19 protein-coding genes are annotated in these 23,216 nt (G+C 71.2%); 12 read left to right on the top strand and 7 right to left on the bottom strand.

Annotation, left to right across the window (positions count from 1 at the left end; translation table 11 throughout):
• Nucleotides 1-26: 26 nt before the first annotated feature.
• Nucleotides 27-446 (bottom strand): organic hydroperoxide resistance protein, encoded by a 420-nt coding sequence (locus ACP4J0_RS12975; protein WP_426598797.1) that lies wholly within the window; start codon nucleotides 444-446, stop codon nucleotides 27-29.
• A 113-nt stretch (nucleotides 447-559) separates the two neighbouring features.
• Nucleotides 560-1,582 carry an NADP-dependent oxidoreductase gene (locus tag ACP4J0_RS12970; protein WP_426598796.1) on the bottom strand — a complete coding sequence of 341 codons (1,023 nt, stop codon included), beginning with the start codon at nucleotides 1,580-1,582 and terminating at the stop codon, nucleotides 560-562.
• A 98-nt stretch (nucleotides 1,583-1,680) separates the two neighbouring features.
• Between ACP4J0_RS12970 and ACP4J0_RS12965 the strand changes: the two genes are divergently transcribed.
• Nucleotides 1,681-2,121 (top strand): MarR family winged helix-turn-helix transcriptional regulator, encoded by a 441-nt coding sequence (locus ACP4J0_RS12965; protein WP_426598795.1) that lies wholly within the window; start codon nucleotides 1,681-1,683, stop codon nucleotides 2,119-2,121.
• A gap of 280 nt (nucleotides 2,122-2,401) precedes the next feature.
• Here the strand turns inward: ACP4J0_RS12965 and ACP4J0_RS12960 are convergent, their stop codons facing one another.
• Nucleotides 2,402-3,118 (bottom strand): SCO2400 family protein, encoded by a 717-nt coding sequence (locus tag ACP4J0_RS12960; protein ID WP_426598794.1) that lies wholly within the window; start codon nucleotides 3,116-3,118, stop codon nucleotides 2,402-2,404.
• Nucleotides 3,119-3,332: 214 nt separating this feature from the next.
• Here ACP4J0_RS12960 and ACP4J0_RS12955 point away from each other — a divergent pair, with 214 nt between their 5' ends.
• The 8 genes from ACP4J0_RS12955 to ACP4J0_RS12920 all read left to right on the top strand — a co-directional run bounded on the left by ACP4J0_RS12955 (nucleotide 3,333) and on the right by ACP4J0_RS12920 (nucleotide 13,796).
• Nucleotides 3,333-4,499 carry a mandelate racemase/muconate lactonizing enzyme family protein gene (locus ACP4J0_RS12955; protein ID WP_398130430.1) on the top strand — a complete coding sequence of 389 codons (1,167 nt, stop codon included), beginning with the start codon at nucleotides 3,333-3,335 and terminating at the stop codon, nucleotides 4,497-4,499.
• On the top strand, nucleotides 4,496-5,500 hold the full coding sequence (locus tag ACP4J0_RS12950; RefSeq protein WP_426598793.1) for a zinc-dependent alcohol dehydrogenase: 1,005 nt from the start codon (nucleotides 4,496-4,498) through the stop codon (nucleotides 5,498-5,500). Before ACP4J0_RS12955 ends, ACP4J0_RS12950 begins: the two co-directional genes overlap by 4 nt.
• Nucleotides 5,501-5,735: 235 nt before the next feature.
• Nucleotides 5,736-6,707 carry a hypothetical protein gene (locus ACP4J0_RS12945; protein ID WP_426598792.1) on the top strand — a complete coding sequence of 324 codons (972 nt, stop codon included), beginning with the start codon at nucleotides 5,736-5,738 and terminating at the stop codon, nucleotides 6,705-6,707.
• 138 nt (nucleotides 6,708-6,845) lie between these two features.
• On the top strand, nucleotides 6,846-7,958 hold the full coding sequence (chvE, locus tag ACP4J0_RS12940; RefSeq protein ID WP_426598791.1) for a multiple monosaccharide ABC transporter substrate-binding protein: 1,113 nt from the start codon (nucleotides 6,846-6,848) through the stop codon (nucleotides 7,956-7,958).
• A gap of 32 nt (nucleotides 7,959-7,990) precedes the next feature.
• Nucleotides 7,991-9,541, top strand: coding sequence for a multiple monosaccharide ABC transporter ATP-binding protein (mmsA, locus tag ACP4J0_RS12935; protein WP_426598790.1), 1,551 nt, complete (start codon nucleotides 7,991-7,993; stop codon nucleotides 9,539-9,541).
• The gene (gene mmsB / locus ACP4J0_RS12930; protein WP_426598789.1) at nucleotides 9,538-10,782 is read left to right on the top strand and encodes a multiple monosaccharide ABC transporter permease; all 1,245 of its coding nucleotides are present in this window, start codon (nucleotides 9,538-9,540) and stop codon (nucleotides 10,780-10,782) included. The genes mmsA and mmsB overlap by 4 nt, the downstream gene beginning before the upstream one ends.
• Before the next feature lie 66 nt (nucleotides 10,783-10,848).
• Nucleotides 10,849-11,997 carry an aldose epimerase family protein gene (locus ACP4J0_RS12925; protein WP_426598788.1) on the top strand — a complete coding sequence of 383 codons (1,149 nt, stop codon included), beginning with the start codon at nucleotides 10,849-10,851 and terminating at the stop codon, nucleotides 11,995-11,997.
• Nucleotides 11,998-12,107: 110 nt separating this feature from the next.
• The gene (locus tag ACP4J0_RS12920) at nucleotides 12,108-13,796 is read left to right on the top strand and encodes a pyridoxal phosphate-dependent aminotransferase (RefSeq protein WP_426598787.1); all 1,689 of its coding nucleotides are present in this window, start codon (nucleotides 12,108-12,110) and stop codon (nucleotides 13,794-13,796) included.
• Between the two features lie 10 nt (nucleotides 13,797-13,806).
• On the opposite strand, the gene ACP4J0_RS12915 is transcribed toward ACP4J0_RS12920, so the two are convergent.
• Nucleotides 13,807-14,787, bottom strand: coding sequence for an arabinan endo-1,5-alpha-L-arabinosidase (locus ACP4J0_RS12915; protein ID WP_426598786.1), 981 nt, complete (start codon nucleotides 14,785-14,787; stop codon nucleotides 13,807-13,809).
• A 253-nt stretch (nucleotides 14,788-15,040) separates the two neighbouring features.
• Here ACP4J0_RS12915 and ACP4J0_RS12910 point away from each other — a divergent pair, with 253 nt between their 5' ends.
• Nucleotides 15,041-16,606 carry a substrate-binding domain-containing protein gene (locus tag ACP4J0_RS12910; protein ID WP_426598785.1) on the top strand — a complete coding sequence of 522 codons (1,566 nt, stop codon included), beginning with the start codon at nucleotides 15,041-15,043 and terminating at the stop codon, nucleotides 16,604-16,606.
• A gap of 62 nt (nucleotides 16,607-16,668) precedes the next feature.
• Here the strand turns inward: ACP4J0_RS12910 and ACP4J0_RS12905 are convergent, their stop codons facing one another.
• Complete coding sequence (locus tag ACP4J0_RS12905; RefSeq protein WP_426598784.1) at nucleotides 16,669-17,418, bottom strand: hypothetical protein; 750 nt, start codon at nucleotides 17,416-17,418, stop codon at nucleotides 16,669-16,671.
• A 218-nt stretch (nucleotides 17,419-17,636) separates the two neighbouring features.
• Here ACP4J0_RS12905 and ACP4J0_RS12900 point away from each other — a divergent pair, with 218 nt between their 5' ends.
• The gene (locus ACP4J0_RS12900; RefSeq protein WP_426598783.1) at nucleotides 17,637-17,945 is read left to right on the top strand and encodes a hypothetical protein; all 309 of its coding nucleotides are present in this window, start codon (nucleotides 17,637-17,639) and stop codon (nucleotides 17,943-17,945) included.
• Nucleotides 17,946-18,065: 120 nt separating this feature from the next.
• Here the strand turns inward: ACP4J0_RS12900 and ACP4J0_RS12895 are convergent, their stop codons facing one another.
• Nucleotides 18,066-18,719 (bottom strand): DUF4360 domain-containing protein, encoded by a 654-nt coding sequence (locus ACP4J0_RS12895; RefSeq protein WP_426598782.1) that lies wholly within the window; start codon nucleotides 18,717-18,719, stop codon nucleotides 18,066-18,068.
• Between the two features lie 166 nt (nucleotides 18,720-18,885).
• Between ACP4J0_RS12895 and ACP4J0_RS12890 the strand changes: the two genes are divergently transcribed.
• The gene (locus ACP4J0_RS12890) at nucleotides 18,886-21,693 is read left to right on the top strand and encodes a beta-galactosidase (RefSeq protein ID WP_426598781.1); all 2,808 of its coding nucleotides are present in this window, start codon (nucleotides 18,886-18,888) and stop codon (nucleotides 21,691-21,693) included.
• Between the two features lie 16 nt (nucleotides 21,694-21,709).
• Here the strand turns inward: ACP4J0_RS12890 and ACP4J0_RS12885 are convergent, their stop codons facing one another.
• Nucleotides 21,710-23,215: an alpha-N-arabinofuranosidase gene (locus ACP4J0_RS12885; protein ID WP_426598780.1), complete on the bottom strand. Its 1,506-nt coding sequence runs from the start codon at nucleotides 23,213-23,215 to the stop codon at nucleotides 21,710-21,712.
• Between the last annotated feature and the right edge of the window lies 1 nt (nucleotide 23,216).

Genomic DNA, 23,216 nt, shown 5'->3' with positions numbered 1-23,216 from the left:
CGCCGCCCCGCACGGAACCGGGCCGGTCAGACGAGCGTCACGGTGATGTTGCCGCGGGTCGCCTTCGAGTACGGGCAGACCTGGTGGGCCTTCTCCACCAGCGACCGCGCGGTGGCGGCGTCCACCGCCGGGATCTCGGCGGAGATCTCGACGATGATGCCGAACCCGTCGTCGTTCTTGCCGATGCCGACCTTCGCGGTGACGGTCGAACCGGAGATGTCGGCGCCCTCCTGCCGGGCCACGACACCGAGCGCACCCTGGAAACAGGCGCTGTACCCGGCGGCGAACAACTGCTCCGGGTTGGTGCCGGCGCCGTTGCCGCCCATCTCCTTGGGCGGGTTCACGACCACGTCGATCTTGCCGTCATCGGTGGCCACCCGCCCGTCGCGGCCGTTCTCGGCGGTGGCGACGGCGGTGTAGAGGACCTCGGACTGCTGAATGGGCATGCGGTTGTCTTCCTCCTCGGTCCGCCGTGACTCGCGCCCACGATCACGACGGATTTCGGAAAGACGCTACCGCATGGCGGAAACCCGGTGAAGGCCGCTCTGCCCGTACGGCGTCAGAGCTTGACGATCATCTTGCCGGTGTTGTCGCCGCGCAGGACGCCGAGGAAGGCCTCCAGGTTGTTCTCGATGCCCTCGACGACCGTCTCGCGGTACTTCAGCTCGCCGGAGCGGACCCACGGGCCGACCTCCTGGACGAACTGCGGCTGGAGGTCGTAGTGGTCGCCGACCAGGAAGCCCTCGATGCGGCCGCGGGTCTGGATCAGGCGGGCGAGGTTCTTCGGGCCGGGGGCGGGCTCGGTGTTGTTGTAGACGGAGATCATGCCGCAGACGGCGATACGGCCGTCCCGGTTGAGGGAGCCGATGGCGGCCTCCAGGTGGTCGCCGCCCACGTTGTCGAAGTAGACGTCGATGCCGTCCGGGGCGGCGGCGCGCAGCTGCTCGCTCACCGGGCCGTCCTTGTAGTTGAAGGCGGCGTCGAAGCCGTACTCGTCGACGAGGAGCTTGACCTTCTCGTCCGAGCCGGCGGAGCCGATGACCCGGGAGGCGCCCTTGAGCTTCGCGAGCTGCCCCACCTGGCTGCCGACGGCACCTGCGGCGCCGGAGACGAAGACCGCGTCGCCCTCCTTGAAGGAGGCGGTGCGCAGCAGACCGGCGTAGGCGGTGAGCCCGGTCATGCCGAGCACACCCAGGTACGTCGACAGCGGCGCCGCCTGCGCGTCCACCTTCACGGCGTTCCCCGCGTCCACCGCGGCGTACTCGCGCCAGCCGAGGAAGTGCAGGACGTGGTCGCCGACGGCGATGCCCTCGGCGTTGGAGGCGACGACCTCGCCGACCGCGCCGCCCTGCATGGGCTTGCCCAGCTCGTACGGGGCGACGTACGACTTCGCGGCGCTCATGCGGCCGCGCATGTAGGGGTCGACGGAGACGTACAGGTTGCGTACCAGCACCTGGCCGTCGCCCGGGGTCGGGACCTCCGCCTCGACGAGGGTGAAGTCCTCGGGCTTGGGCCAGCCGACCGGACGGCTGACCAGATGCCATTCGCGGTTGACGGTGGGGAGGGCGGGGGAATCGGTCATGGGGGGCACCTTTCCGGGGAGCACAGATGCTTCAGGGTCTGAAACAACCATGCGACTGAACATTTCAGCTTGTCAAACAAATGGGTACCCTGGTTTCCATGGCCACACCACGCGACACGACCCGCCGACCCGACGCACTCACCCTGGAAGTCGTCGAGCTGATCGGTGAGGTCGTGGCCCGCTTCCACGCCGACTACGAGGAGGCGGCCGCGGACCGCGCCCTGACCGGGGCACAGGCCAGGCTGCTCAGCCTGCTGTCGCTGGAACCGCTGCCGATGCGGAAACTGGCGCAGAAGCTGAAGTGCGAGCCGTCGAACGTCACCGGGATCGTGGACCGGCTGGAGGCCCGGGGACTGGTCGAACGGCGCCCCGACCCCGGCGACCGCCGGGTGAAGGTGGCCGCGGCGACGGAGGAGGGGCGACGGGTGGCACGGGGGCTGCGGGAGTCACTGCGGTTCGCGCGGGAGCCGCTCGCGGGGTTGTCGGAGGGAGAGCGGGTGGCCCTGCGGGACGCGTTGCGGAGGATGCTGGGGGACTGAGGCCGGCGGAGCGGGCCGGCGTTCACCCGCGACCGGCGTCGCCCTGAAGGGGACGGGCCCCCGGCCAGGCACGGCACGGCACGGCTCACGGGGGCGCACGCCCGGGATCGCGGGGCTGCGCCCACCACCGACCGCCCAGCTATGTGCACACACCACCGACTGCGGAGGCTACGTGCACGCCCCACCGGCTGCCCAGCTACGTGCACGCCCCACCGACTGCCCAGCTACGCGCACGCCCCACCGACCGCCTAGCTACGCGCACGCCCCACCGACTGCGGAGCTACGTGCACCACCACAGGAAGCGGTCGCACGTTTCGGTCGGGGTCGGGTCCGGCGAGGCCGTCGGAGTGGGGGTCGTCGTCGGGGGCGGGGCGTCCGGGACCGTTGACGGCGAGCCGGGGGCCGGGGACGCCTCCGGCGCCGACGCCGGGGGTGCCGACGGGGTCCCGGCCTCGTCCGCCCCCTTCGACTCCTCCGCGCCCGGGGACGCCGAAGCCGACGCCGACACCGTTGTCGAAGCGGACGCGTCGGGTGACGGTGCGCCCGAGGGGGTGGTCGTCCTCGACGTCCCGTCGGCCGGCACGGCCGAGGACTCCCCCGCCTCACCGGCCTCCCCCACCTCCCGGCTCGCCCCGCCGTCCGTCGTCTCGCCCCCGGCGGCGGCCGGCTTCGCCGGGGAGCCCGGGGCGTCCGCGCCGAGTTCCGCGAGACTCAGTCCGCCGGCCGCCAGGACGAAGCCCGCGGTGACGAAGAGGGTCCGGCGACGGCGTCGGCGGTGTGCCGCGGCTTTGCGGTCCCGGCGGCCGGCCCGCCCGCCGCGGGAGGCGTCGTCGGGCGTCCCGTCGGCCGCGTCCGCCTCTCCGGCCGCCCGCGCCGGGCTCTCCTCGCTCTCCGTCACATACGCGCCGGAGACGCGGAGTTCTTCGGCCGGCGCGCCGCACCCCGGGCAGGCGAGGGCGCCATTGAGGTGCCGTCGGCACGGGTGGCAGTAGTCCATGACGCGGGAAGGTTAAGTTCCGCAACGGCCGCGTTCCTAGAGGCGCCTGTGAAGGTTGTGTGGGGAAGCGGCCGGGCCCGCTCCGCCCGCACTTTCGAAACTGCCGAAACCGTTATGTGTCCGACCCATTGACACCCCGACCGCACCCTCCTTACTGTCACGCCAGCATTTCGAACGAGTGACGAAATATCGAACACAGCGAAGGGCAGCCGCCGTGCGCATCACCGGAATCAGCACACACGTGGTCGGGACGCCGTGGCGCAACCTGACATACGTCCAGGTGCACACCGACGAGGGCATCACCGGAGTCGGCGAGACCCGGATGCTGGGGCACACCGACGCTCTCCTCGGCTATCTGAAGGAGGCCGAGGCCAACCACATTCTCGGCTCCGACCCGTTCGCTGTCGAGGACCTGGTCCGCCGCATGAAGTACGGCGACTACGGCCGCGCCGGCGAGATCGTGATGTCCGGCATCGCCGTCGTCGAGATGGCCTGCTGGGACATCAAGGGCAAGGCCCTCGGCGTCCCGGTCTGGCAGCTGCTGGGCGGCAAGGTCACCGACAAGGTGAAGGCGTACGCCAACGGGTGGTACACGACCGAGCGGACGCCCGAGGCGTACCACAAGGCCGCGCAGGGGGTCATGGAGCGCGGGTACCGGGCGCTGAAGATCGACCCGTTCGGCACCGGGCACTTCGAGCTGGACCAGCAGCAGACGAACTACGCCGTGTCGCTCATCGAGGCCGTGCGGGACGCCATCGGGCCGGACGCCGAGCTGATGCTGGAGATGCACGGCCGGTTCTCGCCCTCCACCGCCGTCCGGCTCGCGCGCGAACTCGCGCCCTTCAAGCCGGCCTGGCTGGAGGAGCCGGTCCCGCCGGAGAACCTCAAGGCGCTGCGGAAGGTCGCCGAGAAGGTCGACATCCCGGTCGCCACCGGTGAGCGCATCCACGACCGGATCGAGTTCCGCGAGCTGTTCGAGGACCAGTCGGTGGACATCATCCAGCCCGACGTCGGCCACATCGGCGGCATCTGGGAGACCCGGAAGCTCGCCGCCACCGCCGAGACCCACTACACGCTCGTGGCGCCGCACAACGTGGGCGGGCCGGTCCTCACCGCCGCCAGCCTCCAGGTCGGCTTCACCTCCCCGAACTTCAAGATCCTGGAGCACTTCAACGACTTCGCGGACGCGGAGATCAAGAAGGTCGTGAAGGGCGCGCCGCAGGTGAACCCGGAGGACGGGTGCTTCCACCTGTCCGACGCGCCCGGCCTCGGCGTCGAGCTGGACACCGACGCGGCGGCCGAGTTCCCGCAGCAGCAGGCGCGGTTCGACCTGTGGGCCGAGGGCTGGGAGCAGCGCAAGCCCAAGGGGACCGGGGCGTGAGCGGCGCGGTCGTCATCGAGGCGCCGGGCGAGCACCGGCTCGTGCCGCACGAGCCGCGTGAGCCCGGCCCCGGCGAGGCGCTGGTGAGGGTGCACGCGGCCGGGATCTGCGGCAGCGACCGCGAGGTCTACCAGGGCAACCGGCCCGAGGGATACGTGCGTTACCCGCTCACCCCCGGGCACGAGTGGTCCGGGACCGTGGAGCGGGTCGGCGCCGGAGTGCCCGCGTCCCTCGTCGGGCGCGGGGTCGTCGGCGAGGGGTTCCGCAACTGCCAGGTCTGCGACCGCTGCCACGCGGGCGAGACGACGCTGTGCACGGCGGGGTACGAGGAGACGGGGTTCACCCAGCCGGGGGCCATGGCGCCCACGCTGACGCTGCCCGCCCGCCTCCTGCACGCCCTGCCCGACGACGCCGACCTCACCGCCGCCGCCCTGCTGGAGCCCGCCGCCTGCATCGCCGCCGCCGCACTCAAGGCGAACGCCCGCCCCGGCGAGCGGGTCGCGGTCGTCGGCACGGGGACGCTCGGCATGTTCGCCGTGCAGTTCCTGCGTGCCGCGTCCCCGGGCGAGCTGCTGGTCGTCGGCACGCGCGGGGACCGGGAGGCGCTCTCGCGGCAGTACGGCGCGACCGACTTCCGGACGAGGGACCAGCGCCTCCCGGACGACTTCGACGTCGTCATCGAGACCGCCGGGTCCGCCGGCGCCGCCCGCACCGCCGCCGGGCTGCTCCGCAGGGGCGGGCGGCTGGTGCTGACCGGCATCCCGGCGCCGGGCGCCGACGGGCTCGACCCGACCGACCTGGTCGTACGGCAGCTGGAGGTGCAGACCGTCTTCGGGGCGGCGCCGGACGCCTGGGCGCACACGGTGCGGGTCTTCGCGGCCGGGCTGCTCGACCCGCGGCCGCTGGTGACGCACGAGCTGCCCCTCACGGAGTTCCAGCAGGCCATCGAACTGGTGGGGTCCGGTGACCCGAAGGTCGGCAAGGTGCTGCTGCGCCCCTGACGCCCACCCCTGAGCCGTACGCCGGTACGGGGGCGACCTGACGGCCTCCGTACCGGCGTACATCCATCCGCACGGGCTTCTTCCGCGGCTCGGCTCCCCTCTCCGGCCTCCGACCCTCTCCGACCTCCGGCCCCCTCTCCGACCTCACGTCCGGCTCCCTCTCCGGTTCCACCGCCGGCTTCTCCTCCCCTGAGCCGCGAACTTCGTCCGACATACCGAACACTAAGGACAGCTTGTGACCGACGCTTCCGCCAAGGCCGCCGCACGCAGGCCCGGTGAGCAGGCGCTCACCGCCCTCGGCCTGGCCGCGCCCGCCCCCGACCCCGCCGACGCCTCGCCGCACTCCTTCCCGGAGGGTGGCCGCTGGCGCACCGAGATCCCCTCCTGCGAAGGGCCGGAGGCGCTGGGAGTGGTGCTGAAGGAGTCCTCGCGGCTGGACGTGCCGATCCACCGGATCAGCCAGGGCAGCGGCGTCTGGATGCTGACCGACGCCGAGATCACCGAGATGGTCGAGGCCACCGCCGAACGCGACATCGAGCTCTGCCTGTTCACCGGCCCGCGCGGCACGTGGGACATCGGCGGCTCCACCCGGACCGACTCGGGCGGCGCGGGTCTGCGCGCCCGCGGCCACGACGCGGTCGCCGGGTGCGTCGAGGACGCCGTGCGGGCGACCGAGCTGGGCGTCAAGTGCCTGCTCGTCGCCGACGAGGGCGTGCTGTGGACGCTGCACCGGGCGCGGACGGCGGGCATCATCCCCGCCGACACCACGCTGAAGCTGTCGGCACTCGTGGGGCCGGTCAACCCGGCCTCGTACGCGGTGTACGAGCGGCTCGGCGCCGACTCCATCAACGTGCCCAGCGACCTGACTCCGGACCACCTGACCGAAATACGGCGGGTTTCGGCCGCGCCCATGGACATGTACATCGAGGCTCCCGACGACCTCGGCGGCTACGTGCGGATGTACGAGGTCGCCGAGCTGGTCCGGCGCGGCGCCCCGCTGTACCTGAAGTTCGGTCTCTCCAAGGCGCCCGGGATCTATCCGTACGGCCACCACCTTCGGGAACTGACGCTGGCCACCGCCAAGGAGCGGGTGCGGCGCGGCCGGCTCGCGCTGGATCTGCTGGCGCGGCACGGGGCGGACGGGGACATGGCTCCGCTCGGCACACGACTGCCGGGCTCGCTCAACCGGTTCGAGATCTCGTCATAACGTTCCGGAAACTCCCTTCACAAAAGAAGACACAGCCGCGCACAATCCCACACACCTGTTCTCGGTCGTTCCACCCTCAGCTTTTCGCGTGCCGGCACCACCAGACCGAGCCCTGCACCCACATCAAGGATGATGACCATGCGCAACCGCAGAGCCGCACTCGCCGCCGTAGCCTCCGCCGCCTCCCTCGCCCTCACCCTGACCGCCTGCGGCCAGAACAGCGAGGGCGGCAGTGAGGAGGACAAGGGCGGTGGCAAGGGCGGCACCATCGGCATCGCGATGCCGACCAAGTCCTCCGAGCGCTGGATCTCCGACGGCGCCAACGTCGAGAAGGAACTGAAGGCCAAGGGGTACGAGACCAAGCTCGTCTACGGCGAGGACGACCCGGACCAGCAGGTCTCCCAGATCGAGAACATGATCACGCAGGGCGTCGACGCCCTGGTCATCGCCGCGATCGACAACAAGTCCCTCAACAACGTGCTCCAGCAGGCCAAGGACGCCGACATCCCGGTCATCTCCTACGACCGGCTGATCCTCGGCACGGAGAACGTCGACTACTACGCCTCGTTCGACAACAGCAAGGTCGGCGAGCTGCAGGGCACGTACATCGTCGAGAAGCTCGGCCTGAAGGACGGCTCCGAGAAGGGCCCCTTCAACATCGAGCTGTTCGCCGGCTCCAACGACGACAACAACACCAAGTACTTCTTCAACGGCGCGATGAGCGTCCTGAAGCCGTACATGGACAAGGGCCAGCTGGTCGTCCGGTCCAAGCAGACCGCCCTCAACCAGGTCACCACCCTGCGCTGGGACGGCGGCACCGCGCAGAAGCGCATGGACGACCTGCTCACCTCCAGCTACCGCAGCGCCCGGGTCGACGCGGTGCTCTCGCCGTACGACGGCATCTCCATCGGCATCCTGTCCGCCCTGAAGTCGGACGGCTACGGCTCCGCGAACAAGCCCATGCCGGTCGTCACCGGCCAGGACGCCGAGGTCGCCTCGGTGAAGTCGATCATCGCGGGTGAGCAGACGCAGACCGTCTTCAAGGACCTCCGCGAGCTCGCCAAGGTCGCCTCGAACATGGTCGAGGCCTCCCTCAACGACAAGGAGCCCGAGGTCAACGACACCAAGTCGTACGACAACGGTGCCAAGGTCGTCCCCGCCTACCTGCTGCAGCCGGTCAGCGTCGACAAGGCCAACTACGAGAAGGTCCTCGTCGAGGGTGGCACCTACTCCGCGGACGACCTCAAGTAACCGGGCCCCCTCAAGGATTGGAAGGCACGACCATGGCGGGACCCGTCCTGGAAATGCGCTCGATCGTCAAGACCTTTCCCGGTGTCAAAGCGCTGTCGGACGTCACACTGACCGTTCGTCAGGGCGAGGTCCACGCCATCTGCGGTGAGAACGGCGCCGGCAAGTCGACCCTGATGAAGGTGCTCTCCGGCGTCCATCCGCACGGCAGCTACGAAGGGGACATCCTCTTCGACGGCGAGACCTGCCGGTTCAAGGACATCCGGGCGAGCGAGCAGCACGGCATCGTGATCATCCACCAGGAGCTGGCGCTGGTGCCGTACCTCTCCATCGCGGAGAACATCTTCCTCGGCAACGAGCACGCCAAGCGCGGACTGATCAACTGGAACGAAACCCTCCGGCACGCCACCGAACTGCTGCGCCAGGTCGGTCTCGACGAGCACCCGGAGACCCGTGTCGCCGACATCGGCGTGGGCAAGCAGCAGCTGGTGGAGATCGCCAAGGCGCTCTCGAAGAAGGTGAAGCTGCTCATCCTCGACGAGCCGACGGCGGCGCTCAACGACGAGGACAGCGGCAAACTCCTCGACCTGATCCTCTCGTTGAAGGACCAGGGCATGACCTCGATCATCATCTCGCACAAGCTGAACGAGATCCGCCGGGTCGCCGACTCGGTCACGATCATCCGCGACGGGCGGTCCATCGAGACGCTCGACGTGAAGGCCGAGGAGACGACCGAGGACCGGATCATCAGCGGGATGGTCGGCCGCGACCTGGAGAACCGCTTCCCGGAGCGGACCCCGCACCAGCCGGAGGAGGGCACCGCACCCGCCCTGGAGATCCGGAACTGGACCGTGCACCACCCCATCGACCAGCAGCGCAAGGTCGTCGACGACGTCTCGGTCGAGGTGCGGCGCGGCGAGATCGTCGGCATCGCCGGGCTGATGGGCGCCGGCCGCACGGAACTCGCGATGAGCGTGTTCGGCCGCACCTACGGCCGGTACGCGGGCGGCACGGTCCTCAAGGACGGCACCGAGATCCGTACGAAGACCGTCCCGGAGGCGGTGGGGCACGGCATCGCGTACGTCACCGAGGACCGCAAGCACTACGGCCTCAACCTCATCGACACCATCAACCGGAACATCTCGCTGACCGCGCTGGGCAAGGTCGCCAAGCGGGGTGTGGTCGACGAGCACGGGGAGCGGCAGGTCGCCGAGGACTTCCGCAAGTCCATGAACATCAAGGCGCCGACCGTCTTCGAGCCGGTGGGCAAGCTGTCCGGCGGCAACCAGCAGAAGGTCGTCCTCAGCAAGTGGATCTTCGCGGGTCCCGAGGTGCTGATCCTGGACGAGCCCACGCGCGGTATCGACGTGGGTGCCAAGTACGAGATCTACACGGTCATCGACCAGCTGGCCGCCCAGGGCAAGGCGGTCGTCTTCATCTCCTCCGAACTGCCGGAGCTGCTCGGCATGTGCGACCGCATCTACACGATGGCCGCGGGGCGGCTGACGGGTGAGTTCTCGCGGGCCGAGGCCTCGCAGGAAGCGCTGATGCGTCAGATGACGAAGGACAAAGAGGTAACCCGATGAGCACGGACCTGACCGCCAAGACCCCGGCCCCCGCGCCGCCCGGCAAGGACGGGGCGGCCTCCGGCGGCGGCCTGCTGCAGCTGATGCTCGACGGCATGCGCCGCAACATGCGCCAGTACGGCATGCTGATGGCCCTCGGCCTGATCGTGGTGCTGTTCGCCGTCTGGTCCGACGGCGACCTGCTGCTGCCGCGCAACGTCTCCAACCTGGTGCTGCAGAACAGTTACATCCTGATCCTCGCGATCGGCATGATGCTCGTCATCATCGCGGGCCACATCGACCTGTCGGTCGGCTCGCTGACGGCGTTCATCGGCGCGATGGCCGCCGTGCTCATGGTCGACAACGACCTGCCCTGGCCGGTCGCGGTGGTGCTCTGCCTGGCCATCGGCGCGGCCGCGGGCGCGGTGCAAGGGTTCTTCATCGCCTATCTGGGCATACCGTCGTTCATCGTGACCCTGGCGGGCATGCTGCTCTTCCGCGGTCTGACGGAGATCTTCCTGAAGGGCCAGACCCTCGGCCCGTTCCCGAAGGACCTGCAGAAGATCGCCAACGGCTTCCTGCCCGAGGTCGGCCCGAACACCAACTACCACAACCTCACCCTGCTGCTGGGCTTCGCCCTGATCGCCTTCGTGGTGTTCCAGGAGGTCCGCGACCGCAAGCGGCAGCAGGAGTTCGCCCTCGAGGTGGTGCCGGTCAAGCTGTTCGCGCTCAAGCTGGTCGCACTGGTCTCCGCCGTCCTCGTCGTCACGCTGCTGCTCGCCAGCTACAAGGGCGCCCCGGTCGTGCTGCTCATCCTGGGCGTGCTGGTCGTCGGGTTCGGCTACCTGATGCGCAACGCGATCATCGGCCGCCACATCTACGCCATCGGCGGCAACCTGCCCGCGGCCAAGCTGTCGGGCGTGAAGGACAAGAAGGTCACCTTCCTGGTCTTCCTGAACATGGGCATGCTCGCGGCCCTGGCGGGTCTGGTCTTCGCCGCCCGCTTCAACGCGGCCTCTCCCAAGGCCGGCCTCAACTTCGAGCTGGAGGCCATCGCCGCCTCGTTCATCGGCGGCGCGTCGATGAGCGGCGGCGTCGGCACGGTCCTCGGCGCGATCATCGGCGGCCTGGTTCTGGGCGTGCTGAACAACGGCATGAACCTCGTCGGCATCGGCACCGACTGGCAGCAGGTCATCAAGGGCGCGGTACTGCTGGCGGCGGTCGGGTTCGACGTGTGGAACAAGCGCAAGGTCGGTTCGTAACGGTCTGGGGCCCCGCCGCTCGAGGCGGGGCCCGCTTCTTTTCACGGAAGTACAGGAGCCGCACACATGGAACTGAGCAGACGCACGGTCATCGCAACGGCGACCGCCGCGGGCATCGCCGCCGCGACCGCCGGCGGCACGGCACACGCCACGGGAGGCAGGAAGCCGGTGAAGGAGCTCTTCGGCAAACTCGCCGACGGCACGAAGGTGTACCGCTGGTCGCTGGAGAACGGCGGCACGCGGATGAAGGTGCTGTCGTACGGCGGCGTCGTCCAGTCCCTGGAGATCCCCGACCGCCGGGGCCGCCACGAGAACGTCTCCCTGGGCTTCGACAACCTCGACGACTACGTGGCCCGCAGCCCGCACTTCGGCGCCCTGATCGGGCGGTACGGCAACCGCATCGCCAAGGGACGCTTCACCCTGGACGGCAAGGAGTACCAGCTCTCCGTCAACGACGGCGAGAACTCCCTGCACGGCGGCGCCCTCGGCTTCGACTACCGGGTGTGGGACGTCGAGCCGTTCACCGAGGGCTCCGACGTCGGCCTGGTCCTGCACTACACCAGCGTCGACGGCGAGATGGGCTACCCGGGCACGCTCAGGGCGAAGGTGACGTACACCCTCACCCGGCGCGGCGAGTGGCGCATCGACTACGAGGCCACCACCGACAAGGCCACCATCGTCAACCTCACCAGCCACGTCTACTGGAACCTGGCCGGCGAGGGCAGCGGCACCATCGAGGACCACGAGCTGTCGATCGCCGCGTCCCGCTACACGCCCACCGACGCGGGCCTCATCCCGACGGGCGAGCTGGCGAAGGTCTCCGGCACGCCCTTCGACTTCCGCCGGGCCAAGCCGATCGGCAGGGACATCCGCGACGCCCACCCGCAGCTGGTCACCGCCAAGGGCTTCGACCACAACTGGGTGCTGGACAAGGGCATCACGGAGCGCCCCGAGCACATCGCCACCCTGCGCGACCGCGCCTCGGGCCGCACCCTGCGCATCGCCACCGACCAGCCCGGCCTGCAGTTCTACTCGGGCAACTTCCTCGACGGCACCCTGACCGGCACCGGCGGCTCCCTCTACCGGCAGGGCGACGCCCTGTGCCTGGAGACGCAGCACTTCCCGGACTCGCCGAACCAGCCGTCGTTCCCGTCGACCGTGCTGCGGCCCGGCGAGACCTACCGGACGACGACGGTGCACTCGTTCGACGCGTGAGGGTGTGAGGGCACACTTTCTTCACACGCGTTGAACGGTGTCTCATCCCCCTTCGTATGTATGGGCGGTCCGCGCTCCCCGGCGCGGGCCGCCCACCTACGGAGGTCCACTTGTCCGGGAACGTCACCTCGCTGTTCCGCGGCACCGCGGCGCACAGCCCGTCGATGGCGGCGCTGACGCGGGAGAGCGGCGAGGCGGCGGGCGCCGGCCCGGTGGACTTCTGCATCCCCTGCAACCCGTACTTCCCCACCCCGGCGATGTTCGACGAGCTGGCCGGCCGGCTGCGCGACATCATCACGTACTACCCGAGCGGCGCCGACACCATCACCGCCGAACTGTGCGGCCTGCTCCAGCTCCCCCCGCAGTGCGTGGCGATGGGCAACGGCTCCACGGAGCTCATCACCTGGATCGACCACCTGCTGGTCCGGGAGTCCCTCGCCGTCCCCGTCCCCACCTTCGGCCGCTGGACCGACCAGCCCGCGGAGACCGGCAAACGGGTCGACATGTTCCCGCTCCAGGAGGCCGGCGGCTTCGCCCTCGACCTCGCGCGGTACGCCGAGTTCGTCCGGGCCAGGGGGACGCGGACGGTGGTGGTCTGCAACCCCAACAACCCCGACGGCGGCTACCTGCACAAGGAGGCGCTCGTACGGTTCATGGACGCGATGGCCGACCGGGACCTGGTCGTGGTCGACGAGTCCTTCCTGGAGTTCGCCGACGCGGAGGCCGAGCCCAGCGTCGTCCACGAGGCGATGCTGCGCCCCAACGTCGTCGTCCTGCGCAGCCTCGGCAAGAACTTCGGGCTGCACGGCATCCGCTTCGGCTACCTGGTCGCCGGCCCGGCGCTGGCGGGCCGGGTGCGCGCCATGCTGCCGAAGTGGAACCTCAACTCCTTCGCGGAACACGTGGTGTTCATGCTGCGCGACCACGGCCCCGAGTACGCGCGGAGCCTGCACCAGGTCCGCCGCGACCGCCTGGAGATGGCCGGTGAGCTGTCCGCGCTGCCCGGCCTGACCGTCTACCCCTCCCAGGGCAACTTCCTCTTCGTGCGCCTCCCCGTGGGCGCGGAGGGCACCGTCGTGCGGGACCGCATGCTCACCGAGCACCGGGTCCTGGTCCGTGAATGCGGCAACAAGATCGGTTCGTCCAGCCGCTTCCTGCGTCTCGTGGTGCGCCCCCGGATGGACGTGCGCCGCCTGGTGTCCGGCCTGGAACAGGTGCTCTACGGGGCCGGGAGGGGAGCCGCCGTACCCGAGCCCGCCACCGGGCCCGTGACCGCCACCGAGCCCGCCACCGGGACCGGCTACAGCTCGGGCACGGCGGCGGTGGACCGCCTGGTGAGCGAGACCAACGGGTCCGGCCTGCGAGGGCTCGCCCCCGCGCCGGCCGCCGGAAGCGGCATGCCGCTCCCCGCCGCGGTGCCGATCGCCGCGCCGGCGGCGGCAGCCGTCGGCCCGATGTCGCTGCCGCTGCCGCTGCCGGTGCCGACGGCACCGCAGCCGGTCCCGCAGGCGGTGCCGGTCCCCCACCCGGCGCCGTATCCCGGACCGGTGCCGGTCCCCCACCCGGCACCGGTCCCACCACCCGCGGCCGCCCCGGCGCCGTATCCCGGGGCGGCCCCGGCTGCCACGGCCGCCCCGTACGCCGTGACCACCGGCCCCACCCCGCCCGGCGTACCGGCCCGCGGTGGCCTCACGGCCGCTCAGGTCAGGGGCACCGACGGCCTGGAGTCGGTCCCGGCGACGGGCCGGCCCGGGCCGGCCCACTGGCCGGACGCGGCGGGCGTGGGCCGGACGGGGTGACCCCCGCCGCTCAGTAGGCGACGGGCCAGCCGCTGCTCCAGTCCAGGAGGTTGATGCCGAGCTTGGGGGTGCCGTTGTCGTTGCCGTCGTAGTAGTGGTAGACGATCAGGTCGCCGTCGACGTCGTTCATGATCGACTGGCCGCCGGGGCCGATGACGCTGCCGTGCGACTCGAGCACGGGCGTGCCGCCGTTGTTCATCATCGAGACGCCGTTGCGGTCGTAGTACGGCCCGGTGACGCTGGTCGCCCGGCCGACCTTGACCTTGTAGGTGGAGCTGGTGCCGGCGCAGCAGGTGTCGTACGAGGCGAAGAGGTAGTAGTACCCGTTCCGCTTGACGATGTACGGGGCCTCGACGGCCTTGGTGCCGCTCGGGCGGGAGGCGAGGGAGCGGCGGGCGGTGTCGGAGGCGAGCTGCTTGCCGGTGGACGGGTCGATGCGGATCATCTTGATGCCGGTCCACCAGCTGCCGAAGGACAGCCACCACTTGCCGTCGTCGTCGACGAAGAGGTTGGGGTCGATGGCGTTGTAGTCGCTGGACGTGTTCGACGTGTAGACGATGCCGTAGTCGGTCCAGCTGCCCGGCTGTCCGGTGGTGGAGCCGGCCAGCCCGATGGCCGAGGTGTTCTCGCCGAACTTGGAGACGGAGTAGTACATCAGGTACTTGCCGCCGTGGTAGGAGATGTCGGGCGCCCAGGCCTCCGGGACGGAGGAGTAGCGCGACCACCAGCCGGGCCGGGAACGGAAGGCGTCCGCGCCGGTGGAGAAGGCGGTGCGGTCGGAGGACGCCTTGCTGCTGATGCCTCCGCCGGTGGCGTAGAGCAGGTACTGGCCGGAGGACGTCCGGATCATGGTCGGATCGTGCGTGACGACGGACCCGGTGACTCGACCCGGGTTCGGGTACGCCGACGCCGTGGTGGGGACGAGCGCGAGGAGTGCGGCGGTGGGGAGAGCGAGGAGTGCGGTTCGCCTGCGACGCGTGGTGGGTCTCATGGACAACGCTCCTGTTCTGGATTTCGAACATCGATCGTGTCTTCGGACGGAACGTAGGGACGAACCCCATGCGCGTCAATGGCCCGCGCAGCAACGGCAACCAACTCGCGGAGAACACCACGGTTCACAGGTGACGAACCGGTGAATACCTGACGGATGGTCAGCACCACTTCGGTCGGTCCCCCGCCTGTCCGGACAACATGGCCTCCCCATCCCCGTGCGCGCGTCCTGAGTCGGAAGTCGGGAGTCGGTCATGAACGGTTTTCCGTGGGAGTCCGTGATCGCCGTGCTCGGCCTCGCCGTGCCCGTGATCGCCGCCCTGTGGGAGTTCTTCCTCGCGGGCCGCAAACGGCTCGGCTACCGCGTGCAGATGGACACCAGCGCCCGGGACTCGGCCACGTCCTCCGGACCGGAGGCCGGGGTGCTCCAGAGCATGCAGTGGGACGGCGTCGACCTGAGGGACCCGTCGGTCGCCCTGCTGCGCATCGAGAACGTCGGCTGGACCCCGATAGTCGAGGAGGACTACGTGGCCCCCGCCAACGACACGGTGGGCATACGCGTGAAGTTTCCGGGCCGCCGCGTGGTCGGCATGGTCGTGACGGAGTGCAGCCACACCGTGCTGCGCGACTTCTTCACACCGGGGACGCCGGGCTTCGGGGCCTCGGACGGTGTCATCAGACTGCCCAAGGTGAAGCTCAACCGCCGGGCCCACTACAAGGTGCTGGCGGTCCTGGACCGCGTCCCGACGTTCACCGAGACCGACTTCCCCGACCCGGAGGTCACCGCGGGCATCGTCGGCGGGGTGCGCGGCGGGACCATCAAGAGGACCGAGTACTACCCCTTCGCGTCCCGGCCGGTCCGCTGGCTGCTCGCCGTGCTCGTCCTGGTGAGCGTCGCCCAGTCCGTGTCCACGTTCGCCCGGGGCGAGGACGCCGTGGCCGCGCCGCTGGACTGCGCCGAGGGGACACTGCACCTGACGGGCTCCACGGCGTTCAAGCCGGTCCTGGAACAGGCCGCCGAGCAGTACGTGAAGACCTGCCCCGGCGCGCGCATACCCCTGTCCGACAGCCAGTTCGAGGGCAGTGTCCCGGGGCTGGACGCACTCGCCACGGCCGGGGACAAGGAGAGACCGAAGGGTGACGAAGGGCTCGGCAACCGGCTGACGTTCAGCGACGGCCCCAAGTCCCCCGGCCGCACCCGGCTCCTGCCCCGCCCCGTCGCCCTGTCCCTGTTCACCCTGGTCGTGAACAAGGACACCGGGGTCCAGGACCTGTCCCTGGACCAGGTCCGGGACATCTACGCCGGAAAGATCACCAACTGGAAGCAGGTGAACGGCGAGAACCGGCCCATCCAGCTCGTCGGCCGCCACCCGGGCTCGGGCACCCGCACCACCCTCCAGCGGCAGGTCCTGGACGACCGCCCCCTGCCGGCGGTCACGACGAGCGACTGCAAGAGCATGGACATGAGCAGGGCCAATCGCTGCGAGGTCGGCAAGACCGGGACCCTGCTGAACACCGTCGCCTCGATCTCCGGCGCCCTCGGCTACAGCGAGGTCGGCCTCGCCGACGCGCACGGGAGCGTGCGGCAGGTCCACATCGACGGCTACCCCGCGACACTGGAGGGCGTCGACCAGGGCGCGTACCCCTACTGGGAGACGGAGATCGCCTACACCTACGGCGAGCCCCCGGCCGGCTCGATCGCCGCGGGTTTCCTGCGCTACCTCGCCGACGAGGTCGGCAAGGACATCATCCGCTCCAAGGGCCACCGCCCCTGCTCCGAACTGGACAAGCCGCTGGTGTGCCGGCCGAGCGGGTCCTGACGGCCGTCGGCCCACGGGGAGCACCCGCACCGGCGGCCACGCCACGGAGTGACCGCCGGGGCCTACGGGGCCGGCGAAGGCGGGCGCATCAGGTCCAGGTCCTCGCCCCAGGCGTCCAGCACCGCCCCGTGCCCGGCCGCGCGGGCCACCGCCTCGACCCGCGCGAAGAGATGGCGCTGTGCGGACACGTCGCCCGTCGCCGAGATGGCGTCCACGGCGCCGAGCAGCGGGCCCGTGTCCCAGCCCGGCAGCGGGGAACGGGCGAGTTCCCATTCCAGGTACTTGTTGTAGGGGCGGGGGCGGCGGTCGAGGGCGAAGAGCAGCTCCAGCAGGAAGCGGACGCTGTCGGCGGCGTCGAGCCGGGCCGCGAGCGCGTGCCCGTCGCGGTCGTTCTTGACGGAGCGGTAGAGGGAGTTGGCGTAGGCGTCGAGCCACTCGCCCGCGTCCCGGAACGCCTCGCCGGCGTCGAGGCGCGCCTTGGCGGCCAGCATCCGGGCGATGCCGCCGTCCAGCCGGTCCAGCACGACGCGGGCGCGGGCGAGAGCGTACCGCTCGAAGCCGGGCAGGCCGGCGGCGCGGAACTCGTCGAGGGAGAGGACGACCAGGTCGAGTTCCGGGGTGCGGTGCCCCGCGAACCCGGTGAGGGCCGTCGGTACGCCGTCGGCGAGGACGACGTACAGGTCGTGGTCGGAGTACTCGGTGGTCATGCCCTCGTGGGCCCGGGAGCCCTTGAGGACGAGTCCGACGACGGCCGGGTCGGCGGAGGCGAGTGCGACGAAGGCGTCGTAGGTGAGGGGCTGCCGAGCGGTCATGTGGGTGATCTCCGGTGAGGGACGGGCGACGGGTATGCCGACCGGGCGGCCCCGTGCCGGCGGGGTCGCCCGTACCGTCTGCGGCGGCACTCGGCCACCGCCCGGGAGTTCAACGCACACGCGGACCCTACAACCCGCCGTGCCGCCGCCGTCACGGCTTTACGCTGGGCCGGTCCCGACGTCGGCGGCCGAACCGGCCCTTGCTGGAGGAGAGTTGCGTGAAGGTCCGACGGTGGATCGTCGTCGTGTGGGCGGGGCTGTGTCTGGCCGGTGCCGCCGCCACCGCCGCGCTCGGCACCGGGCCGGTCCCGGAGGAGCCGGGGTGGTTCCCCGCCGAGGAGCCGGCACCGGCGCAGACGTACGGCGTCGACTGCCGGGAGATCGCCGACGACGTCGAGCAGGCGCGGGCCGAGGCCGAACGGGAGCGGCGGGAGGTGCCCGCGTCGGGCAACCGGACCGCCACGTCGGTCCGGGTGCCCGACGCGTGTGTGGCCGAGCTCGAGGAGCGCGGGCTGACCGTGCGCTGACGTCGCGCACGACACCGGCGGGCACGGCCGCGTCGTGTGTGCTGACGTCGCACACGACAAGAGCGGGCACGGCCGCGTCGCCCGGCACCGGCGACCGCGGCCGCGCCCGCCCCCGGCCGGTCAGGTCTCGGGGCACTCCTTCCACGCCAGGTGGTACACCGTGCTGATGTCGCCGTCCGTCGAGTCCATCGTCATGAAGCTCACCTCGTCGGGGTGGGACGTCCCCGCGCTCACCCGCAGCTCCGTGTTGATGTTGAAGTTGCGCTGGACCCCGCAGGGTGCCCAGACCAGCTGGGCCCAGTCGGTGGTGTCGGTGGCCTGCCAGTTGTCGTTGAGCGGGCCGCTGAAGGGGTGGGTGCGGTACTGGGTGTCCGGGGAGCCCTGGAAGTAGTACGAGGCCCGCTGGGTGGCCGTGGCGCCGGGCTGGAGGGCGGCGAAGCCGCGGTAGTCCGCGCCGGCCACGGCGTAGGTGAAGCCCTGCGGGACGTGGACGAGCAGGTTGAGCTGGCAGTTCTTGCGGAAGTCGGTGGGCGCGGAGTCGCCGCCGGCCTGGGCGAGGTAGTCGCTGTAGGTGACGGTGAAGGCGGTGTTGTCCTCCGAGACGGCGACCGCGGTCGTGCCCTGCGGGCAGCCGGAGCCGTTCACCGTGGCGACCTTGATGACGATCCTGTCCGGCGGCGGGTCGTCGAACCCGTCGGAGGGCTGGTGCTGCGCGGGCAGCGCGGAGGTGAGGAGCGCGGCGATCGTGCCGCTCAGGAGCAGGCCGGTGGCCATGGGTCTCCCATCCCGGTCAGTGGGGGGGTGGATTCGTTGAATGCGTCTGACATGCATCTCTGTTGTGCTCATGTCATTCACGGTGCGGTCGCATCGTATGCACCCCGGCGGGACACGGACAGACGGCACTCCGGCCATTTAACGCATCACCGGCTCCTTGTGGAGAATGGCCCGGCAGCGCAGCACCAGAAGCACGGCAACAGGAGAGGCTCCCTTGGAGCTCAGCAGGCTCAGCAGACGAGCGTTCAGCGCCCTCGCGGGCACCACCGTCCTCGGTCTCGCGCTCGGCGGCAGCGTGAGCAGCCAGGCGCTGCCCGGCTCCGGCGCCCGCGGCCCCGTGCCCACCGGGCCGCCGCCCGGGCCGCCCGGCGCCGACGGCGTGCGCCACCGGGTCGCCCTGGACCGGTACTCGCTGCTCGTCGACGGCAGACGCCTCGCGCTGTGGTCCGGCGAGATGCACCCCTTCCGGCTGCCGAGCCCGTCCCTGTGGCGGGACGTCCTCCAGAAGATGCGGGCGTACGGCTACAACGCGGTCAGCGTCCGCCTCGCCTGGAACCAGCACTCCCCCGCCCCCGGCGCGTACGACTTCACCGGTGTCCGCGACCTGGACCTGTTCCTGCGCACGGCCGCCGAGACCCGGATGTACGTCGTCCTCCGGCCCGGCCCGTACATCGGCGCCGACGTGGACGCGGGCGGCCTGCCCGGCTGGCTGACGGCCGCCGAGGGCCGGGCCCGGACCCTCGACGCCGCCTATCTGCGCCACGCCGACGAGTGGCTGAGCCGCGTCAACGCCGTCGCCGCCCGGCACCAGTACACCCGGGGCGAGGGCACGGTCCTGCTCTACCGGGTCGACGCCCCGCGGCGCGCCCGCCTGACCCGCCTGCACGACAGGCTCCGCGCCGACGGCGTCGACGTACCCCTGCTGCACACCGACACGCCGGCCCCCTGGGGCGAGGTGGAGCGGACCCGGGACGCCGCCGAGGCGCGGCGCGTCCATCTCGACCACCTCGGGCGGGGGATCACGCTGCACAACGTCCACACGGCGTTCGGCGGCACCTCGTGGGGCTGGCTGCCCGCGCCGTCCGCGCCCACGCCCACGTACGACCCCACCGCGGCGATCGACGAGGGGCGCCGGCCGACGGACAAGCTCGCCCCGCTCCACCAGCTGGGCCAGCTGCTGCGCCACATCCCCGACTTCACCCGGCTGGAGGAGGCGTCCGACGTCAGGGCCGGGGACCCCCGGATCCAGGTGCGGCACCTGGCCAACCCGGACACGGGCACCCACGCGTACGTCCTGCGCAACGACTCCGCCACCGGCGTCACCTCGAAGGTGCCGATGGGCGGGACCGACGTGGAGGTCACCGTCCCCGCCCACGACGCCAAGCTGCTCGCCACCGGACTCCACCTGGGCGCGGGACGGAAACTGGCGTACGCCACCGTGCAGCCCATGCTGTCCTTCAGCGTCGGGCGGCTGGACATCGCCGCCTTCGTCGGCCGGGCCGGCGAGATGGCGCACCTGGTGCTGGACTGCCCGCACGAGCCGTGGCCGACCCGGCTGGACGAGGAGGCCGCCTGGGCGTACGACCACGGAAAACTGCACGTCACGGTACCTCTCGAGGAGAACCGGCTGACCCGGGTGCGGGTGCGCAGCGGCAAGTCCGACCGCACCCTGCTGCTCCTCTTCGCCGACGACGCCGCCTCCCTGCGGCTGTGGCCGTACGAGACCCCGTCGGGCCGGGTCCTCGTGCACGGCCCGGCGCTGCTGCGCGACGTCGCCCTGGACGGTGCCACGATCCGGCTGACCGGCGACACCGTCGAGGAGTGCCCTCTCGAGGTGTGGGCGCCGCGCGGCATCACGGACGTGACCTGGAACGGCGACGCGGTCAGTACGACGGCGAGCCGCGCCCACAGCCTGCTGGCCACCTGGCTGCTGCCCGGCGTGCCCGAACTGGTGCTGCCCGCGCTGGACGGCTGGCGGCGCCGCACCGAGAACCCCGAGTCCCGCCCCGGCTACGACGACTCGGGATGGACGGTCGCCGACCGGCGGACGTCGTACAGCACGACCCCCGTGCCCGACGGGCAGCCCGTGCTCTTCGCCGACGACTACGGCTTCCACTACGGCGACGTCTGGTACCGGGGCCGGCTCAGCGGCGCCACGGGCCTGGAGGAGTTGTCCCTCGCCTACAGCACGGGCGCGCGGGGGATGCTGATGGCCTGGCTGGACGGGGAGCCGCTGGGCACGCACCGCATGGACCGGGAGGCGGACGGGACGGGCACCTGGACCGCCACGGCCCGCTTCCGGCTGCCCGGGGGACTGCGGCGGGCGCTGCGGAGGGAACCGCGGGAGGGGCCCGGCACCGGTGACTCCCCCGTCCTGTCCGTCCTCGTCCGGCGCACGCAGCACGACCATGACGCGTACAAGGCGGCCCGCGGGCTGACGTCGGTCGCGTTCGAGGGGGCGTCACCGAAGGTGAGGTGGCGGATCCAGGGCGCCGCCGCGCCCGACCCCGTGCGCGGGCCGCTCAACCACGGCGGGCTGTTCGGGGAGCGGCACGGCTGGCACCTGCCCGGCTACGACGACGGCCGCTGGGAGTCCGTGTCCCTGCCCCGGGCGGACCGGCGCCAGGGCGTGACCTGGTACCGGACCGCCTTCCGGCTGGACGTCCCGCCGGACGTCGACGCCTCGGTCGGGCTCGTCCTCGGCGACGACCGGGACCGCGACTACCGCGCCCAGGTCTTCCTCAACGGCTGGAACATGGGCGAGTACGCGGTCGACCCGACGGGCGCGCCGCACACCTTCGTCCTGCCGAACGGCATCCTGCGCACCCGCGCCGCCGCCAACACCCTGGCCCTCGCCGTCCTGGCCGGCGGCGACACCGCGTCGGGGCCGGGGACGGTGCGGCTGAAGCTGCTGGGCGGCGCGGCCGGAGGGGTGCCGGTGACACCGGTGACCTCCCCCGGCCCGCGCCGCTGACCCCGGCGGGCCTGCCTCAGCGCAGCCGGATCACGTTCCAGGACAGCGGCTCCAGCACGGCGGCCAGCCCGCCGTCCCGCAGCCGGGTGCCCTCGACCTGGTGCGGGACGACCCGCTCGGGCTCGGCGAGCGTGTTGCGGGCGTCGGGGTCGGCGTCCGCGAGGGCGCTGTGCTCGACGACCTCGGTCAGGTCCAGGCCGCTCAGAGCGACGTCGAGCGGCAGCGACTCGGTGCGGGAGCGGTTGACGGCGAAGACGGTGACCGAGCCGTCCTCGGCGCGCACGGCGGTGGCGTGCAGCAGGTCGGCCTCGCCGTACTTCTTCGTCTCGTACGTCGGTGAGTCCACCCGGACGTCGAGGACCTCGCCGCGGCCGTACTTCGAGGCCTGCGCGAACGGGAAGAAGGTCGTCTGGCGCCAGGCCGGGCCGCCCGGCTCGGTCATGATCGGGGCGATGACGTTGACGAGCTGGGCGAGGCAGGCGACGGTGACGCGGTCGGCGTGCCGCAGCAGGGCGATGAGGAGCGAGCCGAAGACGACCGCGTCGGTGAGGCTGTAGTTGTCCTCCAGCAGGCGGGGCGCCTCGGGCCAGTCCAGGGCGCTGACCTCGGCCTCGGTCTTGGCCATGTACCAGACGTTCCACTCGTCGAAGGAGAGGTTGATCCTCTTCTTCGACTTGAGGCGGGCGCCGATGTGGTCGCAGGTGGCGACGACGTTCTCGATGAACGACTCCATGTCCACGGCCGAGGCGAGGAAGGAGTCGATGTCGCCGTCGTGCGGCTCGTAGTAGGCGTGCAGGGAGATGTGGTCCACCAGGTCGTACGTCTCCTTGAGGACCGTCGCCTCCCACTCGGCGAAGGTCTCCATGGACTGGCCGGAGGAGCCGCAGGCGACGAGTTCGAGGTCCGGGTCGATCTGGCGCATGGCGCGGGCGGTCTCGGCGGCGAGGCGGCCGTACTCCTCGGCGGTCTTGTGGCCGGTCTGCCAGGGGCCGTCCATCTCGTTGCCGAGGCACCACAGCCTGATGCCGAAGGGGTCCTTGTCGCCGTGCTCGGCGCGCAGGTCGGAGAGCGCGGTGCCGGAGGGGTGGTTGGCGTACTCCTGGAGTTCGAGGGCCTCGGCGACGCCGCGGGTGCCGAGGTTGACCGCCATCATCGGCTCGGCCTGGGGGCCGATCTTCTTGAGGAAGTCGATGTACTCGGAGAGGCCGAAGCGGTTGGTCTCCGTGGAGCGCCAGGCCAGGTCGAGGCGGCGGGGGCGGTCCTCCACCGGGCCGACCGAGTCCTCCCACTTGTAGCCGGAGACGAAGTTGCCGCCGGGGTAGCGGATGGCAGTGACGCCGAGCTCCCGGACCAGGTCCAGCACGTCCTGGCGCAGGCCGGCGTCGTCGGCGGTGGGGTGGCCGGGCTCGAAGATGCCGGTGTACACGCAGCGGCCGAGGTGTTCTACGAAGGAGCCGAAGAGGCGGGGGTTGACCTCACCGACGGTGAAGGCGGGGTCGAGGGTGAAGCGGGCGGTACGCAAT

Source organism: Streptomyces sp. WG7, assembly GCF_049975785.1.
Lineage (GTDB): Bacteria > Actinomycetota > Actinomycetes > Streptomycetales > Streptomycetaceae > Streptomyces.
Note: the sequence above shows the minus strand (reverse complement) of the source record. Positions and strands in the feature narration are given on the sequence as shown.

Bases quoted from the DNA above. Each gene is read 5' to 3' on its own strand.
- ACP4J0_RS12910 (WP_426598785.1), top strand. From the start codon at position 15,041: ATGAACGGTTTTCCGTGGGAGTCCGTGATCGCCGTGCTCGGCCTCGCC.
- mmsB (WP_426598789.1), top strand. From the start codon at position 9,538: ATGAGCACGGACCTGACCGCCAAGACCCCGGCCCCCGCGCCGCCCGGC.
- ACP4J0_RS12960 (WP_426598794.1), bottom strand. From the start codon at position 3,118: ATGGACTACTGCCACCCGTGCCGACGGCACCTCAATGGCGCCCTCGCC.
- ACP4J0_RS12965 (WP_426598795.1), top strand. From the start codon at position 1,681: ATGGCCACACCACGCGACACGACCCGCCGACCCGACGCACTCACCCTG.
- ACP4J0_RS12975 (WP_426598797.1), bottom strand. From the start codon at position 446: ATGCCCATTCAGCAGTCCGAGGTCCTCTACACCGCCGTCGCCACCGCC.
- chvE (WP_426598791.1), top strand. From the start codon at position 6,846: ATGCGCAACCGCAGAGCCGCACTCGCCGCCGTAGCCTCCGCCGCCTCC.
- ACP4J0_RS12895 (WP_426598782.1), bottom strand. From the start codon at position 18,719: ATGGCCACCGGCCTGCTCCTGAGCGGCACGATCGCCGCGCTCCTCACC.
- ACP4J0_RS12905 (WP_426598784.1), bottom strand. From the start codon at position 17,418: ATGACCGCTCGGCAGCCCCTCACCTACGACGCCTTCGTCGCACTCGCC.
- ACP4J0_RS12970 (WP_426598796.1), bottom strand. From the start codon at position 1,582: ATGACCGATTCCCCCGCCCTCCCCACCGTCAACCGCGAATGGCATCTG.
- ACP4J0_RS12915 (WP_426598786.1), bottom strand. From the start codon at position 14,787: ATGAGACCCACCACGCGTCGCAGGCGAACCGCACTCCTCGCTCTCCCC.
- ACP4J0_RS12890 (WP_426598781.1), top strand. From the start codon at position 18,886: ATGGCCCGGCAGCGCAGCACCAGAAGCACGGCAACAGGAGAGGCTCCC.
- mmsA (WP_426598790.1), top strand. From the start codon at position 7,991: ATGGCGGGACCCGTCCTGGAAATGCGCTCGATCGTCAAGACCTTTCCC.
- ACP4J0_RS12925 (WP_426598788.1), top strand. From the start codon at position 10,849: ATGGAACTGAGCAGACGCACGGTCATCGCAACGGCGACCGCCGCGGGC.